Source organism: Ensifer sp. R1-3 (assembly GCF_056739175.1).
This window is the reverse complement of record NZ_CP096515.1, coordinates 2106225-2122869: the sequence shown is the minus strand read 5'-3', so window position 1 is coordinate 2122869 and position 16645 is coordinate 2106225. Positions and strand designations below refer to the sequence as shown.

16 protein-coding genes are annotated in these 16645 nt (G+C 62.5%); 14 read left to right on the top strand and 2 right to left on the bottom strand.

Annotated features, from left to right (window positions below; all coding sequences use genetic code 11):
* Positions 1–2: 2 nt before the first annotated feature.
* From M1D43_RS10230 to M1D43_RS10200, 7 genes are all read left to right on the top strand, one after another.
* A complete protein-coding gene (locus M1D43_RS10230) occupies positions 3–269 on the top strand; it encodes a flagellar biosynthetic protein FliQ (RefSeq protein WP_003529857.1) in 267 nt (88 codons plus the stop codon).
* A 124-nt stretch (positions 270–393) separates the two neighbouring features.
* Positions 394–2481, top strand: a complete 2088-nt coding sequence (gene flhA / locus M1D43_RS10225; protein WP_014526612.1) for a flagellar biosynthesis protein FlhA — start codon at positions 394–396, stop codon at positions 2479–2481.
* On the top strand, positions 2478–3230 hold the full coding sequence (gene fliR / locus M1D43_RS10220; RefSeq protein ID WP_003529853.1) for a flagellar biosynthetic protein FliR: 753 nt from the start codon (positions 2478–2480) through the stop codon (positions 3228–3230). The genes flhA and fliR overlap by 4 nt, the downstream gene beginning before the upstream one ends.
* A 4-nt stretch (positions 3231–3234) precedes the next feature.
* Positions 3235–3648, top strand: a complete 414-nt coding sequence (locus tag M1D43_RS10215; RefSeq protein WP_003529852.1) for a hypothetical protein — start codon at positions 3235–3237, stop codon at positions 3646–3648.
* Positions 3649–3746: 98 nt separating this feature from the next.
* Positions 3747–4301: a rod-binding protein gene (locus M1D43_RS10210; RefSeq protein ID WP_003529851.1), complete on the top strand. Its 555-nt coding sequence runs from the start codon at positions 3747–3749 to the stop codon at positions 4299–4301.
* A 125-nt stretch (positions 4302–4426) separates the two neighbouring features.
* The gene (locus tag M1D43_RS10205) at positions 4427–4795 is read left to right on the top strand and encodes a hypothetical protein (RefSeq protein ID WP_003529850.1); all 369 of its coding nucleotides are present in this window, start codon (positions 4427–4429) and stop codon (positions 4793–4795) included.
* Entirely contained in the window at positions 4795–5361 is a 567-nt protein-coding gene (locus M1D43_RS10200; protein WP_003529849.1) for a hypothetical protein, read from the top strand. Before M1D43_RS10205 ends, M1D43_RS10200 begins: the two co-directional genes overlap by 1 nt.
* 35 nt (positions 5362–5396) lie before the next feature.
* Here the strand turns inward: M1D43_RS10200 and M1D43_RS10195 are convergent, their stop codons facing one another.
* The gene (locus M1D43_RS10195; RefSeq protein ID WP_027993873.1) at positions 5397–6386 is read right to left on the bottom strand and encodes a glycosyltransferase family 2 protein; all 990 of its coding nucleotides are present in this window, start codon (positions 6384–6386) and stop codon (positions 5397–5399) included.
* A gap of 319 nt (positions 6387–6705) precedes the next feature.
* Between M1D43_RS10195 and folD the strand changes: the two genes are divergently transcribed.
* Entirely contained in the window at positions 6706–7605 is a 900-nt protein-coding gene (gene folD, locus M1D43_RS10190) for a bifunctional methylenetetrahydrofolate dehydrogenase/methenyltetrahydrofolate cyclohydrolase FolD (protein ID WP_027993872.1), read from the top strand.
* A 559-nt stretch (positions 7606–8164) separates the two neighbouring features.
* Here the strand turns inward: folD and M1D43_RS10185 are convergent.
* Entirely contained in the window at positions 8165–9235 is a 1071-nt protein-coding gene (locus M1D43_RS10185; protein WP_014529028.1) for a substrate-binding domain-containing protein, read from the bottom strand.
* 317 nt (positions 9236–9552) lie between these two features.
* Here M1D43_RS10185 and M1D43_RS10180 point away from each other — a divergent pair, with 317 nt between their 5' ends.
* From M1D43_RS10180 to M1D43_RS10155, 6 genes are all read left to right on the top strand, one after another.
* Positions 9553–10929 (top strand): extracellular solute-binding protein, encoded by a 1377-nt coding sequence (locus M1D43_RS10180; protein ID WP_248446054.1) that lies wholly within the window; start codon positions 9553–9555, stop codon positions 10927–10929.
* A 251-nt stretch (positions 10930–11180) separates the two neighbouring features.
* Positions 11181–12191 carry a carbohydrate ABC transporter permease gene (locus M1D43_RS10175; protein WP_003529835.1) on the top strand — a complete coding sequence of 337 codons (1011 nt, stop codon included), beginning with the start codon at positions 11181–11183 and terminating at the stop codon, positions 12189–12191.
* 1 nt (position 12192) lies between these two features.
* The gene (locus M1D43_RS10170; protein ID WP_153313959.1) at positions 12193–13335 is read left to right on the top strand and encodes a carbohydrate ABC transporter permease; all 1143 of its coding nucleotides are present in this window, start codon (positions 12193–12195) and stop codon (positions 13333–13335) included.
* Positions 13336–13364: 29 nt separating this feature from the next.
* Positions 13365–15020 carry a beta-galactosidase BglA gene (bglA, locus tag M1D43_RS10165; protein WP_153313960.1) on the top strand — a complete coding sequence of 552 codons (1656 nt, stop codon included), beginning with the start codon at positions 13365–13367 and terminating at the stop codon, positions 15018–15020.
* A gap of 19 nt (positions 15021–15039) precedes the next feature.
* Positions 15040–16128: an ABC transporter ATP-binding protein gene (locus M1D43_RS10160; RefSeq protein ID WP_153313961.1), complete on the top strand. Its 1089-nt coding sequence runs from the start codon at positions 15040–15042 to the stop codon at positions 16126–16128.
* Between the two features lie 101 nt (positions 16129–16229).
* The gene (locus M1D43_RS10155) at positions 16230–16640 is read left to right on the top strand and encodes a hypothetical protein (RefSeq protein WP_010968758.1); all 411 of its coding nucleotides are present in this window, start codon (positions 16230–16232) and stop codon (positions 16638–16640) included.
* Positions 16641–16645 lie beyond the last annotated feature (5 nt).

Below are 16645 nucleotides of genomic sequence, written 5' to 3'. Positions count from 1 at the left end.
CCATGAATGAGGCAGATGCCCTCGACATCGTACAGGCGGCGATCTGGACAGTGATCGTGGCCTCGGGCCCTGCCGTTCTCGCCGCAATGGTGGTCGGCGTCGGCATCGCCTTCATCCAGGCCCTGACCCAGGTCCAGGAGATGACGCTGACATTCGTGCCGAAGATTCTCGCGGTGATGATCACCGCCGCCATTTCCGCGCCCTTCGTCGGCGCGCAGATATCGATCTTCACCGACATCGTGTTCTCGCGGATACAGAGCGGGTTTTAGAGATCGGCGACAACCCGCTTACCCCATACCACCTTCGCGCAAGCTTGGCCCTCTAGGACTCTGCCATACCCTTGGGCAGGATCTTATGATCGCTGCCCGCCTCTCATGAAGAGACGGAAGAGACATGGCACAACAGGCGACGCTGACCATCCCGAAACTTGCACCCAAGAGCCGGGACGTCGGCTTTGCGCTCGGGATCGTGATGATCCTGTCGATCCTGTTCCTGCCCATTCCCCCCTTCCTGATCGATCTCGGGCTCGCCTTCTCCATTTCGTTCTCGGTGCTGATCCTGATGGTCGCGCTCTGGATCCAGCGGCCGCTCGATTTCTCGTCCTTCCCGACGATTCTGCTGATCTCGACCATGATCCGTCTGGCGCTGAACATCGCCACCACGCGCGTCATCCTTTCCCATGGGCATGAGGGCCATGGCGCCGCAGGCGGGGTCATCTCCGGTTTCGCCAGCCTCGTCATGTCCGGGGACTTCGTGATCGGTCTCATCGTCTTCCTGATCCTGATCACGGTGAACTTCATCGTCATCACCAAGGGTGCCACGCGTATCGCCGAAGTCGGCGCCCGTTTCACCCTCGATGCGATCCCCGGCAAGCAGATGTCGATCGATGCCGACCTCTCGGCCGGCCTGATCGACGAGAAGGAAGCGCAGCGCCGCCGCCGCGAGCTGGAGGAGGAGAGCTCCTTCTTCGGCGCCATGGACGGTGCGTCCAAATTCGTGCGCGGCGATGCGATCGCCGGCCTGATCATCACCGCGATTAACGTCTTCGGCGGCATCATCATCGGCTATCTGCGGCATGACATGGAGATCGGCGAGGCGGCCGATGTGTTCGTCAAGCTTTCCGTCGGCGACGGTCTCGTCTCCCAGATCCCGGCGCTGATCGTGTCGCTCGCCGCCGGCCTGCTCGTCTCGCGCGGCGGCACCGCCGGTTCCACAGACCAGGCGGTCGTCGGCCAGCTCAGCGGTTATCCCCGGGCGCTGATGGTTGCCTCCGGGCTGATCGTCCTGCTCTCCGTCACGCCCGGCCTGCCTTTCCTCCCCTTTGCGGCGCTTGGCGGCGGCATGGCTTTCCTCGCCTGGTTCATTCCGAAGCAGATCGAGGCCGAGAAGGCGGCAAAGCGGGACGAGGAGGCGGCGAAGGCGCAGCAGAGCAAGGAAAGCGACAAGGATTCGGTCAAATCGGTGCTGAAGACCGCGGAGATCGAGCTGCTGCTCGGCAAACAGGTCTCCACCAGGCTGCTGGGCGCCCATCAGGAGCTTGCCTTCCGCGTCGGCAAGATGCGCCGGAAGTTCGCCCTCCAATACGGCCTCGTCGTTCCGGAGATCAAGGTCTCCGACGACATCACCATCCCCGACAAGGCCTATCATGTCCGCATCCACGGCACCACGATCGCCTCCAACACGGTCCGCGTGGGCGAAGTGCTGGTGGTTACCGGCGGCGGGCGGCGGCCGAGCGTGCCTGGCGACGACATCCGGGAACCGGCATTCGGCATGCCGGCGGTGTCGATCCTCGAGACGTTCACGGAAGACCTGAAGCGCGAAGGCTTCCACCCGATCGACAACGTATCGGTGGTGCTGACGCATTTGAGCGAAGTGATCCGCAACAATCTTCCGCAGCTTCTCTCCTACAAGGACGTGAAGGTGCTGATCGAACGGCTCGACCCGGAATACCGCAAGCTCGCGGACGAGATCTGTACCTCGCACATGTCCTATTCCGGCCTGCAGGCGGTGCTGAAACTGCTGCTCGCCGAACGCGTCTCGATCCGCAATCTTCATCTGATCCTCGAAGCCGTGGCGGAGCTCGCCCCGCATGTGCGCAAGACCGAGCAGATCGTCGAACATGTGCGGGTGCGCATGTCGCAGCAGCTCTGCGGCGATCTCGCCGACAATGGCGTGCTGCGCGTGCTGAGGCTTGGGAACAAATGGGACATGGTCTTCCACCAGGCGCTCAAGCGCGACGCCAAGGGTGAGATCGTCGAGTTCGATATCGACCCGCGCCATCTCGAGGAGTTCAGCGAGCAGGCGACGAAGGTAATCCGTGAACATCTCGACCGCGGCATGCCCTTCGTACTGGTAAGTTCGCCCGAATCCCGGTCTTATGTGCGCATGATCATCGAACGCCTCTTCGCCACGTTGCCCGTGCTCTCGCATGTCGAGCTCGCCAAGGGACTCGAGATCAAGATCATCGGCTCGATTTCATGATCACCGACCCCGAGGGCACGGTTCTGGCGCTGTTTGCGGCCTTCTGCCGGATCGGCGGCTGCGTCATGATCATGCCGGGATTCTCGACCGCGCGCGTCCCCATGCAGATACGGCTGTTCATCGCGGTGGCGCTCTCCATGGCCATCCTGCCGATCATGTGGACGGACATCTATCCGCAGGTGACGGGCAAGGGTCACGACTATCTCTACCTCGTCGCGACCGAGACCGCCGTCGGCGCGGTGATCGGGCTCGTCGCGCGCTACTACGTGCTCGGGCTGCAGTTCGCCGGCACCGCGATCACCATGCTGATGGGGTTCGGCTCGCCGCCGGCGGCGGACGTGCTGGAGGATACGGCGGAAAACCAGCTCACCAGCATGATCGGTTTTGCCGGGCTGATGATTCTCTTCATGCTGGATTTCCACCACGTGATTTTCGAGGCGATCGCGCAGTCCTACCGGGTGATGCCGATCGGCGCCGGCTTCGACCCGCAGGGCACGCTGATCACGCTCACCAATTCGCTCGGTCAGACCTTCATGATCATGCTCCGGCTCGCCAGCCCCTTCGTGATCTACGGCCTGCTGTTCAACGTGGCGATCGGGATGGTCAACAAGCTGGCGCCGCAGATACCGGTCTACTTCATTTCCCAGCCCTACCTCATCATGGGCGGCCTGTTCCTTCTCTATCTCGGCATCGCCGCGATGCTGCGTCTCTTCGCCGACGGCTTCGCGCCCGTCATGCAGGGCGGCTAGCTCGATGAAGGCGCGGTCGGAAAAGCTGAAACGCCTGGTCGCCGTCCAGCGGCACCTGGAGCGGATGGCCGAAAGCGAAGTGGCCGAGACCGCCCGCCAACGGACCGAACTTGCCGGAACGATCGACGTCGTGGTCGACGCCATGGGCTCGGCCCATCCGATGCATCGCGTGTTTTCAGGTCACTATGCCTCCCAACTCGGGCGCCTCGTGCAGAAGGACCAGATGCTGCTCGGAATCCAGCAGGTGCATGAAGCCCGCATGATGAAGGAACGCGCCAAGGGCGACCGGCTCGAGGAACACATGAAGGATGCCCGGCTGTCGGAGGACCGCGAAGCCGCCGACAATTCGATCCTCGACCTGATCGACCAGCACGTCTCGGGCGGCGCGCCAGCTTCCGGTAAGGTTGACGGGCGATAGTGCCTCAACCGGGGAGCCGGCAAGGGTGGCTTTCCGCTTCACGAACATCGCCTTGCCCGGCAAACGAGGTGCCGGCTTCGGCCTTGAGAGGATCTGACATGGCTATTTCTCCGCCCAGCGATCTGGTGATGGACGTCGTCCGCGCGGCCGATCCGGCTGAGGTCCAGGAGGCCCAGGCGCGGCTCAAGGCCAATCGCGCCGCTTTTCAGGCGACCAGCCTCGCGGAAAATGGCGATGGCTTCGCGGCGCACGTTTCTTCGGTGCTCAATTCTGCCGAGGGATCGAGCGGTCTTGGAGACATCAGCAATCGGGCCGAAGCGAAGAAGATCCCGGAGACCTATCGGAAATTCGAGGCGATGGTCCTGCAGAATTTCGTGAAATCCATGCTTCCGAGCGAAAGCGAAAACGTCTTCGGCAAGGGCACCTCCGGCGACATCTGGAAAAGCATGATGGCCGAGCAGATCGGCGACGTGCTTGCCAAGGGCGGCGGGATCGGCATCGCCGATCAGATGGTAGGCGACGATGCGACCGACCGGGTGAACGCCTCGCTCGACGGCGACAGCCGGAACCTCGCCGCCGGCATGGTCCAGGAATATGAGCGCAAGGCGCTCTCGTCCTTCCTGCCCAACGATGAAGAGAAGAAGCAGGCCTGATGCTTGTCGCCCGGACCGCGAAGCGGCTTGGCGAAGTACATTCATACCAATCGAAACAAGCGGGCGAAAGAATGCCTGGGCATCGTTCCGCCCGCGCCCTGCGATAGTGCATATGGGAGTTGATTATGGAAGCTGTGGCATCCAACGACCTGCGGATCCAAAATGTTCTCGGCCGACTGGAGATGATCATCGACAACGAGAACAGCCGTATCGGTGCGGACCCCGAATTCGACCTCAAGACGTCGAATGCCCACAAGAGCCGGTGCCTCTACGAGTTGACCATGCTTCATCGCGACGCGGGGCCGGGTGAGATCTCGCCGGCCTTCGCGGCGCAGACGCGCCATCTCAGGAGCAAGCTGCAAGTCAACGCGCAGAAGGTGGCGGCGCACCTGGAAGCGGTCCGCTCCGTCGTCGATCTCCTCAAGACCGCCGCCCAGGATGCGGATGCGGACGGCATCTATACCGAAGCGCAATTCCGCTACAGCGATTTCTGATGTTGAAGCTCGTCCTCACCGGAGTCTGGGTCTGCGCCGTCACGCTCGGGTCGGTTTATTTTTCGATGCAGCATGCCTCGGCGCCGGTGGTTTCGGATGCGGAGGCGGACCGGCGCGCGTCGCAGGAATATGTCCCCGGGGAGATGATAACGATCCCGTCCATCAAGGACGGTGCGGTGCAGGGCTATTTCCTTGCCAAGCTCTCCTTTTCGGCATCGCGGGAAGGTATCGCCAAGCTGCATGCGCCTCTGCGCCAGCTCGTCACCGACGAGCTCTACGACATGCTCGTGGGCTCGAGATTCATCGATGTCGCCGATACGGCTACGTTCGACCTGGCTGCCTTCAAGGTTGCGGTCAAGGATGGCCTCAACAGAAAGCTCGGAAGCGAGGTCATTTCCGAAGTTCTGGTCGAGCAGCTCGAGTATCTGACCAAAGAGGACGTGGAACGCGTCGCCAACAGCCAGAACCGCCCTTATCAGAAGCCTGTGCCGATCCTCGACAGGAACGGCCAGGGGGCCTCTGATCGGCTACCGGAGAGCGCGGTGCAGGCGACGAGCGCGCACTGACGCCTGCCGTGCCGCGCGTTTTGCCGGCGACTGCGTCAGTCCCTGTCGCGATTGCCGTCCCGCGTATCGTCCGCGTCTATCCTGGCGGTCAGCCGGCCGATCGCGACGTGGAGAGGATGGAGGCTGGCCGCGGCAAGGCCGGTCTCTCTCCAGAGCCTGAGCCCTACCGGCAGCGACGAGGCCAGCAGCCATAGGGACTTGCAGAGGGTTTTCAGTCGTCCGGAGAAGGTCGCGTCGCGCTGGTGCTCCATCAGCGTCGAAATCGCACCTTTCTCGAGGCTGCGGGCACGTGTCCACGAAGCCGTCGTGTGATGAGCCGGAACCGATTCCGCGACCCAGGCATCCGCAGCCCAGGCGAAGGAGAAGCCTTTCGCCTTGCACCGGTCGAAGAAATCCGCGTCGCCGATGCCGACGATATTCAGCGCCGGATCCAGGAACGGCCGCGGCATGCCGTCGAGCACCCGTCGCGTGATCAGGACGTTGCCTGCGGAGTAAAGGACGGGTACGGGCCCGCTCCCATGGTAGGGAGGTGCGAAGACGGGGTGGCGCTTCCACTTCTGTTCCTGAGGATGCCCCAAGACCGGAAGCTGCGGACCGCCGACGATGTCCGCGTCATGGGCTTCCTGCACCGCCATCAGACAATCGAGCCATTCGGGAGCGGCTATCTCGTCATCATAGATGACGGCGACGAGGCCGATTCTCGGAAAGAGTTCGAGAGCGGCTGTCAATCCGGCATTGCAGGCATGGGCATATCCGTGGCGGCGTGCGACGACGACGGAGGAATCGAAGGAATGGCCGCTGAAGAAGTCTTTGGCCGCCTGCGCGCCGGCCAGCCCGTCCGCGTCGTTTTCGACGACAATGGTCGCGAGGGGGACATCGGGCCGCTGCGAGACGATGGTCCTCAGCGTCTTGACGAGATGATCCGGACGCCGGAACGTGGGCACGATGACGACGAGCTCGATATCCGACGCATCTTCCAGCTTCGTCTGAAAATGGATGAAACTGTCCTGGCCGTCCGACGTCATCGTCAAAGCCCGCGCCGATTCGATGCAATGAGTACAGTAAATCTTCCTAAACAGAGGTTGAATCCAAAACAGCCTTTCGAATGAGGATTTTACGCCCGGTCTCGGCAATGCAAAAGCCGGAATCGTCGATGCGCCCCAGGGAGCAAGGCGATCTCTCATCGGTACAACGAAATTGCCGCGTCGCACTGCGGATGGCGCTTCCATGCGCGCCGGGCACTTGCAATTATGCGTTTGGAACAGCATAGGGCGCATGCAGGCAATCGCCGGATGCGGCTTGATCTAGAGTGTGCCGCGTTCGGGACTAATCGGGAGATACGCCGTGACGACTGTGATTGATGGCAAGGACGTTGCTGCTTCGGTCATCGAAACCGTGAAATCCGCCACGAGCGCACTGGAAAGCGAGACGGGCGTGCGCGCGGGTCTCGCGGTCGTCATCGTCGGGGACGATCCCGCAAGCCACACTTACGTGTCGGCGAAGAGCAGGATGGCGAAGGAATGCGGCTTCCTGTCGGTCCAGCACACGCTGCCCGAGGAGACCTCGCAGGAGGAGCTCGCGGCGCTGGTCGCCGAGCTCAATGCGGATCCGTCAATCCACGGCATTCTCGTGCAGCTGCCTTTGCCGAAACACCTCCGCTCGGAACCGATCATCCAGTCGATCCTTCCGGAAAAGGACGTCGACGGACTGCATGTCGTCAATGCCGGCAAGCTCGCGACCGGCGACCTCGAAGGCGGGCTCGTCTCCTGCACGCCGGCCGGCGCGATGGTCTTCGTGCGCCGGACTTACGGCGATGATCTTTCCGGGCTCAATGCCGTCGTCATCGGCCGCTCCAACCTCTTCGGCAAGCCGATGTCCGCCCTGCTTCTCGCGGCCAATGCGACGGTCACGACGGCGCATTCGCGCACCAAGGATCTGGCGGCCGTTTGCCGCAACGCGGACATCCTGGTAGCCGCGGTCGGGCGCCCCGAGATGGTCAAGGCGGACTGGGTCAAGCCCGGTGCCATGGTGGTCGACGTCGGCATCAACCGCGTCCCGGCGCCCGAACGCGGCGAGGGCAGGACGAAGCTCGTCGGCGATGTCGCCTTCGACGAGTGTGCGAAGGTCGCAGGCGTGATCACGCCTGTTCCGGGGGGCGTCGGGCCGATGACGATCGCCATGCTGATGGCGAACACGATCATCGCCGCCTGCCGCATGGCCGGCCGCAAGCCTCCGAAGTTCTGACTGCTGCTTGGGTCTAAGACAGCCCTCCCCAACCCCTCCCCACAACTACGGCATGCACATATCTCTTGCGCGCCGGTGCGGCGGATACTGCTCATGAAAGGGATCCCTCGGGAACCCAACCGCCTCAACCCCGCTCGGTCGGGGTTGCCCCTCAACCGGCTGCCGCCACCTTCTCCCCGCAGGCGGGGAGAAGGGATATGCCGCGCCCGCGCTCGCTCCCTCGGGCGGGCGGTGAATGCGGGGTTCAGTTGGCGCCGCTTGTCCCTTCTCCCCGCCTGCGGGGAGAAGGTGCCGGCAGTCGGATGAGGGGCGGGTGACCGCTAATGCCAATGTTAGCGCATACGGGTTTGATCCCAAGGACCCATCCGCAAGCCTCGGCACAGCTGGAAATGCAGATGCCGCCACTCCGGAGTAAGTCCGCGAAGGGCTGGACAACAAGAGATATGTGCATGCCGTAGCTCCCCACAAGAGGGAGGGGCTTCGTTGCTGCGCCCGCTACATGCTTTTCGGCCGTCCACTCTGCTGGAACGGTCCGGAAAGGCGAGATGGATGCGGCGGGTTAAGCCCCTCCCACCTGTGGGGAGGGGTTGGGGAGGGGTGATCTGTCCGGTGCAGGCCCCGTCGAGGCACGCACGATCAGTTCGGCGCGCCAAAGCTCCTGCTCGGGATAGTCTCCCTGATTGAGGATGCCGCCGATCAGCCGCTTGGCGATGCGTGCACCTGCCGCGCGAAGCGAGGAGCGCGTCGTCGTCAGCGGTACGCTGAAGTTCTCGGGTTTCAGCATCGGCAGCACGTCGTCATGGGCGATGAGCGAGATGTCGGTGCCGATGGCGAGTCCGGCCTGGTTGATCGCCCGTACGGCGCCGAGCGCCAACACTGTACTGGAACAAAGGACGGCGGTCGGCGGGGCCGGCCGTTTGAGGAAACGCTGCATGCTCCGATAGCCATGCTCGTCGGTCATCGCAGAGTGATGGACGAGCGCATCGTCGAGGTTGAGACCCTTCTCCGCGAGCGCGCGCACCAGCCCTTTCCTCCTGCGGATGGAGAAGGTGAGGTGTTCCGGCCCGTTGATCAGGGCGATGCGGTTGTGGCCGAGCTGGATGAGAAGCCTGGCGGCGTCGTAGAAGGCGCCGGTATTGTCCACGTCGAGGAACGGATAGTCCCGGGGACCGCCGATGGAGCGGCCATGCACCACGAAGGGAATGGAAAGTGCCTTCAGCATCTCGATGCGGGGATCGTTGGCGCGCATATAGGCGATGAAGACAGCGTCGACATTGCCGCTCGCTGCAAGCCGGCGGAATGTCGCCTCCTCGTCTTCGGGCGCACTGGGGTTCAACACGAAGTGGAAATCGTGCTCCACCGCTTCCTCCGCCAGCCCCGCCAGGAATTCACCGAAATGGATGTCCGAATCGATTCCGGCTGCGATCGGCATGACGAGCCCGATCGAATAGGCTTTCCCGGTCGCGAGGCGCTGTGCGGCACGGTTGGGCCTGTATCCCGTCTCGCGCACCGCCTCCAGCACCCGTGCCCGCGTTTCCGCATTGACCTCCGGATAGCCGTTCAGCGCCCGGCTGACCGTGGTCTGGGACAGGCCGAGCAGTTCCGCCAATTGCTTGAGATTGACCGGCATGGCGAGAATCCTTCCAAAGCGCTTTGAATATCTTTTTCATTTTTCTTGCTTCGGCAAGCACCTCTGATGACCTGTATCATCGGGATCGGCTTCAAAAAAGCGAAAAACCCGCATCTTGCGCCGCAAAACGTTGCCGCAAAGCAAAAATGCCGCACAATTCTGCAGGGGAAGGAAAGCTCTTGACTCTTTCTCTGCAGCGATGGAGTGTTATCGAACTCAAAGCGCTTTGAATGCTCGGCATAAACGGAGCCATGAATTCGCGCTTTGACATTCGCCCGAGGCGTCCGCCCGGGCTTCTTTTTGGGGGAGGACAAGAGGTGAAGAGATCATTGCTGATCGGCGTGGCCGCATTCGCATTGCTTACAGGGACTGCTGGGCTTGCAGGGACTGCCGGCGCCGCCGACCTGAAATTCAAGCCGGGAGAGGATTCCAGGTTCAACTGGGCGAGCCTGGAGGAGTTCAAGAAGGGTCACGACCTCAAGGGTCAGACGCTCACCATCTTCGGTCCCTGGCGCGGCGAGGACGAGGCTCTGTTCAAGAGCGTCTACGCCTATTTCGTCGAGGCGACCGGCGTGGAGCTCAAATATTCCTCCTCGGAAAACTACGAGCAGCAGATCGTCATCGATACGCAGGCGGGAAGCCCGCCTGATGTCGCAATCCTGCCGCAGCCGGGTCTCATCGCCGATCTGGCCGCCAAGGGCCTTCTGACGCCGCTCGGCGACGAAACCAAGCAATGGCTCCTCGACAACTATGCTGCAGGCCAGTCCTGGGTCGACCTCTCCACCTATAACGGCAAGGACGGAACGTCCGCGCTTTACGCCTTCCCGTACAAGATCGACGTCAAGTCTCTCGTCTGGTACGTGCCGGAGAACTTCGAGGATGCCGGCTACGAAGTGCCCAAGACCATGGAAGAATTGAAAGCGCTGACGGAGAAGATCGCCGAAGACGGCGAAAAGCCGTGGTGCATCGGTCTCGGTTCGGGCGGCGCGACCGGTTGGCCGGCGACCGACTGGGTCGAGGACCTGATGCTGCGGACCCAGCCCGCCGAGACCTACGACAAATGGGTGAAGAACGAGATACCCTTCACGGATGCGGCGGTCACGGGTGCACTGGAGGAGTTCGGCTGGTTCGCGCGCAATGACGCCTTCGTCGACGGCGGCGCAGCGGCGGTGGCGTCGACCGACTTCCGGGACAGCCCGAAAGGCCTCTTCAGTTCTCCGCCGAAGTGCTACCTGCACCACCAGGCCTCGTTCATTCCGTCCTTCTTCCCGGAAGGCAAGGTCGTCGGAGAGGATGCCGACTTCTTCTACATGCCGCCTTATGAAAGCAAAAAGGAGCTCGGTAATCCGGTGCTCGGCGCAGGCACGCTTGCGATGATCACCAAGGACACGCCGGCGGCACGCGCCTTCATCGAGTTCCTGAAGACCCCGATCGCGCACGAGGTCTGGATGGCGCAGACGAGCTTCCTCACGCCTTACAAGAGCGTCAATGTCGACGTCTACGGAAATCCGCCGCTGAAGAAACAGGGTGAAATCCTGCTGAACGCCACGACGTTCCGCTTCGACGGCTCCGACCTGATGCCCGGCAAGATCGGCGCCGGCGCCTTCTGGACCGGCATGGTCGATTTCGTCGGGGGCAAGTCCTCGGCCGACGTCGCGGCCGGCGTACAGAAGGCATGGGACTCCATCAAGTAAGATCCGGTCGGTCGGACGGTGGGGGCATCGTCCGCCTGTTCCTCGTTGGGCGGCCCTCCGGCTACTGCATGTTTCCTTTAATCCTATCCGATTAAAGGACAAAAGCATGCAGCAGATCAAAGCGCTACAGCGACCTTTGCGCGTCTGATAAGACGCGCGGCGCTGTAGAGGGCCGCCAATAAAAGCAGCCGCCGTTATACAAGGCGCCTGAAGCAGGCGCCTGCGAAGGCGTGAGAGGGGAGGAATGTGTCATGGAACAGTTGATTGCTGCCATTCTGACGATGGTGGCCGGCGTTCTGGTCTGCGCGGCCTATTTCTGGAGCACGAATCTCGTTCTCGACTGGATCTTCCCCTCCAAGGGGAAGTTCGGGGCCGTCGCCTCGCGCAACCTGCGTATCGCCAACAGCATTCGTCCCTGGCTGTTTCTCGCCCCCGCCCTGCTGGCGCTGACGCTCTACCTCGTCTACCCCGTCGTCCAATCGGTCTGGCTGAGCCTTCACGGTCGGGGAGGCCAGAACTTCGTCGGCCTGAGCAACTATTCCTGGATGATCAATGACGGCGAATTCCGCCAGTCGATCTTCAACAATTTCCTCTGGCTCCTCGTCGTGCCGGCGCTTTCGACCTTCTTCGGCCTGATCATTGCGGCACTGACCGACCGCATCTGGTGGGGCAATATCGCCAAGACGCTGATCTTCATGCCGATGGCGATTTCCTTCGTCGGCGCAGCCGTCATCTGGAAATTCATCTATGATTACCGCGCCGCAGGCTCCGAACAGATCGGTCTCCTGAACGCCATCGTCGTCGCGCTTGGCGGCGAGCCGCAGGCCTGGATCACGCTGCCCTTCTGGAACAACTTCTTCCTGATGGTCATCCTCATCTGGATCCAGACCGGCTTTGCCATGGTCATCCTTTCGGCGGCGCTGCGCGGCATTCCGGAGGAGACGATCGAGGCGGCGGTCATCGACGGCGCCAATGGCTGGCAGATTTTCTTCAAGATCATGGTGCCGCAGATCTGGGGCACGATCGCCGTCGTGTGGACGACCATCACCATCCTGGTCCTCAAGGTTTTCGATATCGTGCTGGCGATGACGAACGGGCAATGGCAGAGCCAGGTGCTTGCCAATCTCATGTTCGACTGGATGTTCCGCGGCGGCGGCGACTTCGGCCGAGGCGCGGCAATCGCGGTGGTCATCATGATCCTGGTCGTCCCGATCATGATCTGGAACATCCGCAACGCGACCAGGGAATCGGGAGGCCACTGAGATGAATCCGTCAAGGCGTTCTCCGCTCACCTGGGCCGTGCATCTTTCCGTCCTGCTTCTGGTCCTGCTCTGGACCCTGCCGACGGCCGGCCTCTTGATTTCCTCCTTGCGCGACAAGGACCAGCTCGCCGTTTCCGGCTGGTGGACGGCTCTTTCCAGCTCGTCGCGCAATGCCGTCGTCCGCGCGCCCTCGGCCGAGGACCAGGTCGAGCGCGACGGCAAGTTCGTGATTTCCGGAAACCTGCTGGAGGGCCGGGGCGAGGTTTCGGCCTTCGGATTTTCCAGCCGCGAACCCACTAAATTCAAGCCCGGCGAAACGGCTGAGCTCAACGACGGCGAAAGGCTGACGGTACAATCCGACGGCAGCTTCGAAATCGTTTCGGATCAGCGGATGGAGGGTTCGCGCGGCCAGCGGATATTCTTTACGGCCGCCACGCCACCGCGCTTCACGCTCGACAATTATGCCGAGGTCCTGAGTGCTGCGGGCATCGGCAGGTCCTTCCTGAATTCGCTGACCGTCGCCGTACCCTCGACCGTCATTCCGATCCTGATTGCGGCCTTCGCTGCCTACGCGCTCGCCTGGATGCCCTTTCCCGGCCGCGCGGTGCTGCTCGCCGTGGTCGTCGGCCTTCTGGTCGTGCCGCTGCAGATGTCGCTCATTCCGCTGCTGCAGCTTTATAATGGCGTCGGCGCCTTCTTCGGCGTCTCCGCCAAGACCTATATGGGCATCTGGCTCGCCCATACCGGCTTCGGCCTGCCGCTCGCCATCTATCTCCTGCGCAACTACATGGCCGGCCTGCCGCGCGAGATCATGGAATCCGCGCGCGTCGACGGCGCCAGCGATTTCGATATCTTCGTCAAGATCATTCTGCCCCTGTCGTTTCCGGCGCTCGCCTCCTTTGCCATCTTCCAGTTTCTCTGGACCTGGAACGACCTTCTCGTCGCCATCGTCTTCCTCGGCGCGGGGGACGACAAGCTGGTGCTGACCGGGCGTCTGGTCAATCTCCTCGGCTCCCGCGGCGGCAATTGGGAAATTCTCACCGCTTCCGCCTTCATCACCATCGTCGTTCCGCTGATCGTCTTCTTCGCCCTGCAACGCTACCTGGTGCGCGGTCTGCTGGCTGGGTCGGTCAAGGGCGGCTGATCGATTTCAGACAAGGAACCCTGAACAGCATGACAATGAACGAAACGACGAGCTCACTCCTCGAGCCCGATAGGGATTGGTGGCGCGGCGCGGTGATCTATCAGATCTATCCGCGCTCCTTTCAGGACACCAATGGCGATGGCATCGGCGATCTGCAGGGGATAACGGCCCGTCTGCCCCACATTGCAGGGCTCGGCGCGGATGCGATCTGGATATCGCCCTTCTTTACGTCGCCGATGCGGGACTTCGGCTACGACGTCTCAAACTATGTCGATGTCGACCCGATCTTCGGGACGCTCGAAGACTTCGATGCGCTGATCGCAGAGGCCCACCGGCTCGGTCTCCGGGTGATGATCGACCTCGTGCTGTCACATACCTCCGACCGGCACCCCTGGTTCGTCGAAAGCCGCTCCAGCCGCAGCAATGCGAAAGCGGACTGGTACGTCTGGGCGGATTCGAAGCCGGACGGCACACCGCCCAACAACTGGCTGTCGATTTTCGGCGGGTCCGCCTGGCAGTGGGATCCGACCCGCCTGCAATATTATCTGCACAACTTCCTCACTTCGCAGCCCGACCTCAATCTGCATAACCCGCAGGTTCAGGAAGCGCTGCTTGCCGTCGAGCGCTTCTGGCTGGAGCGGGGCGTCGACGGTTTCCGGCTCGACACCATCAACTTCTATTTCCATGACCGCGAGTTGCGCGACAACCCCGCGCTCGTGCCCGAACGCCGAAACGCCTCGACTGCGCCGGCGGTCAATCCCTATAACTATCAGGAGCATATCTACGACAAGAACCGGCCGGAGAACCTGGAGTTCCTGAAGCGCTTCCGCGCGGTTATGGACGAGTTCCCGGCGATCGCCGCCGTCGGCGAGGTCGGCGACAGCCAGCGCGGCCTCGAGATCGCAGGCGAATACACGTCGGGCGGCGACAAGGTGCACATGTGCTACGCCTTCGAGTTTCTGGCGCCCGACCGGCTGACGCCGCAGCGCGTGGCCGAGGTTCTGCGCGACTTCCACAGGGCGGCCCCCGAAGGCTGGGCCTGTTGGGCCTTCTCGAACCATGACGTGGTCCGCCACGTCAGCCGCTGGGCCGACGGCGTCACCGATCACGACGCGCATGCGAAGTTGCTCGCCAGCCTTTTGATGTCGCTGCGCGGTACCGTCTGCATCTATCAGGGCGAGGAACTCGCGCTCGCCGAGGCGGAGCTCGACTATGAGGATCTCCAGGATCCCTATGGCATCCAGTTCTGGCCCGACTTCAAGGGCCGGGACGGCTGCCGCACGCCGATGGTGTGGGAGAGCCTGCCCGATGGCGGCTTCAGCAGCGCGACGCCGTGGCTGCCGATTTCGGAGAGCCACATTCCGCGGGCGGTTGCCGCGCAGGAGGGCGACCCGGCCTCGGTGCTGCATCACTACCGACGCTTTCTCGCCTTCAGAAAGGCAAATCCGGCATTGGCCAAGGGCGAGATCGAATTCGTCGAGACCAGGGGCTCCTTGCTCGGCTTCCTGCGCAGCCATGGCAACGAGAAAGTCTTTTGCCTGTTCAACATGAGCGACGAAGCTGCGACGAAGGAACTGCCGATGAAGCGGCTGGAGCCGCTCGAGGGTCACGGCTTCGTCTCTGAGATACTGGATCACGAGGTCAAGCTGCCGGCCTGGGGCGCGTTTTTCGCGCGCCTGGCCTGAGAACCGAGGGGAGGGTGCCATGACAGGCCTGCTGCTGAAAGATATCCGCAAGTCCTACGGGGCCGTCGACGTAATTCACGGCATCGATCTCGACATCAAGGAAGGCGAGTTCGTCGTCTTCGTAGGACCGTCCGGATGCGGGAAGTCGACGCTTCTGCGCATGATCGCCGGGCTCGAGGAGATAACCGGCGGCGACATGTTCATCGACGGCGAGCGGGTCAACGACGTGCCGCCTTCGAAGCGCGGCATCGCCATGGTGTTCCAGTCCTATGCGCTCTATCCGCATATGACCGTTTACGACAACATGGCCTTCGGCATGCGCATCGCCAGGGAATCGAAGGAGGAGATCGACGGGCGTGTGCGTGGAGCCGCGGATATGCTTCAGCTCACCCCATATCTCGACCGGCTTCCGAAGGCGCTTTCCGGCGGCCAGCGGCAGCGCGTGGCCATCGGCCGGGCGATCTGCCGCAATCCCAAGGTCTTCCTTTTCGACGAGCCGCTCTCCAACCTCGACGCCGCGCTCCGGGTAGCGACCCGCATCGAGATCGCCAAGCTAAGCGAGCGGATGTCGGACACCACCATGATCTACGTCACCCATGACCAGGTGGAGGCGATGACGCTCGCCGACCGGATCGTGGTCCTCTCCGCCGGTCACATCGAACAGGTCGGGGCGCCCCTCGAACTCTACGAGCGGCCGGCAAACCTCTTCGTCGCGCGTTTCATCGGCTCCCCGGCCATGAACGTCATCCCGGCGACGATCACCGCGACCGGCCAACAGACCGCCGTCTCGCTCGCGGGCGGAAAGTCGGTGACGCTCGATGTTCCGACGAATGCCTCCGAAAACGGCAAGACGGCGAGCTTCGGCGTCCGCCCGGAAGACCTGCGGGCGACCGAGGCCGACGACTTCCTGTTCGAGGGCACGGTCTCGATCGTCGAGGCGCTGGGCGAGGTGACCTTGCTCTACATCGAAGGACTGGTCGAAAACGAGCCGATCATCGCCAAGATGCCCGGTATCGCCCGGGTCGGCCGCGGCGACAAGGTGCGGTTCACGGCCGACAAGGCCAAGCTGCATCTCTTCGACACCAATGGACAGAGCTATCGGGCGTAGATCGGCTGCGGGGACGGGGGCATTTTCGGCATGCAGCCCTGAACTCTCTGTTAAATTTCATGGGTTAGCGTCGTCGCAGTGGAATGCGAAAGGCGAGTTCGATGAGCAGTGCAGCCCCCGTGATCAACCGGCACTTTCTCAACAAGGAAGAGTCATTCATGTACGATCGGGAGGCGAATTTCCCGATGGAGGACACGCGGAACGAGGCGCGGATCGAATTCACCGAAAAGGGTATGCAGCATCTCTCGTCGCGCCGCTGCGAGATCATCAAGCTCTCCCGGAGCAGCGCCCTGATCGGCATCCTGACCCAGTTCCAGCTGCCGCAGAATTTCTATCTCGACATACCGAGCGCCCGCATTCCCCTGATCGGCTGCCTCCTGAGGCGGGTCCACGCCAACAACATCATCGAGGCGCGCTTCCTGCGGCTCCTGAGCGAGCGGGACCTCAACCGGATCTTCGTCTACAGCACCCATCCGAACCATCGGAACCGCACGCTCGACATCTATCGCTGAGAATG

What these genes read in the sequence shown, in the direction of transcription:
- M1D43_RS10230 (WP_003529857.1), top strand. Translation starts at nt 3, where the DNA reads ATGAATGAGGCAGATGCCCTCGACATCGTACAGGCGGCGATCTGGACA.
- flhA (WP_014526612.1), top strand. Translation starts at nt 394, where the DNA reads ATGGCACAACAGGCGACGCTGACCATCCCGAAACTTGCACCCAAGAGC.
- fliR (WP_003529853.1), top strand. Translation starts at nt 2,478, where the DNA reads ATGATCACCGACCCCGAGGGCACGGTTCTGGCGCTGTTTGCGGCCTTC.
- M1D43_RS10215 (WP_003529852.1), top strand. Translation starts at nt 3,235, where the DNA reads ATGAAGGCGCGGTCGGAAAAGCTGAAACGCCTGGTCGCCGTCCAGCGG.
- M1D43_RS10210 (WP_003529851.1), top strand. Translation starts at nt 3,747, where the DNA reads ATGGCTATTTCTCCGCCCAGCGATCTGGTGATGGACGTCGTCCGCGCG.
- M1D43_RS10205 (WP_003529850.1), top strand. Translation starts at nt 4,427, where the DNA reads ATGGAAGCTGTGGCATCCAACGACCTGCGGATCCAAAATGTTCTCGGC.
- M1D43_RS10200 (WP_003529849.1), top strand. Translation starts at nt 4,795, where the DNA reads ATGTTGAAGCTCGTCCTCACCGGAGTCTGGGTCTGCGCCGTCACGCTC.
- M1D43_RS10195 (WP_027993873.1), bottom strand. Translation starts at nt 6,386, where the DNA reads ATGACGTCGGACGGCCAGGACAGTTTCATCCATTTTCAGACGAAGCTG.
- M1D43_RS10185 (WP_014529028.1), bottom strand. Translation starts at nt 9,235, where the DNA reads ATGCCGGTCAATCTCAAGCAATTGGCGGAACTGCTCGGCCTGTCCCAG.
- M1D43_RS10175 (WP_003529835.1), top strand. Translation starts at nt 11,181, where the DNA reads ATGGAACAGTTGATTGCTGCCATTCTGACGATGGTGGCCGGCGTTCTG.
- M1D43_RS10170 (WP_153313959.1), top strand. Translation starts at nt 12,193, where the DNA reads ATGAATCCGTCAAGGCGTTCTCCGCTCACCTGGGCCGTGCATCTTTCC.
- bglA (WP_153313960.1), top strand. Translation starts at nt 13,365, where the DNA reads ATGACAATGAACGAAACGACGAGCTCACTCCTCGAGCCCGATAGGGAT.
- M1D43_RS10160 (WP_153313961.1), top strand. Translation starts at nt 15,040, where the DNA reads ATGACAGGCCTGCTGCTGAAAGATATCCGCAAGTCCTACGGGGCCGTC.
- M1D43_RS10155 (WP_010968758.1), top strand. Translation starts at nt 16,230, where the DNA reads ATGAGCAGTGCAGCCCCCGTGATCAACCGGCACTTTCTCAACAAGGAA.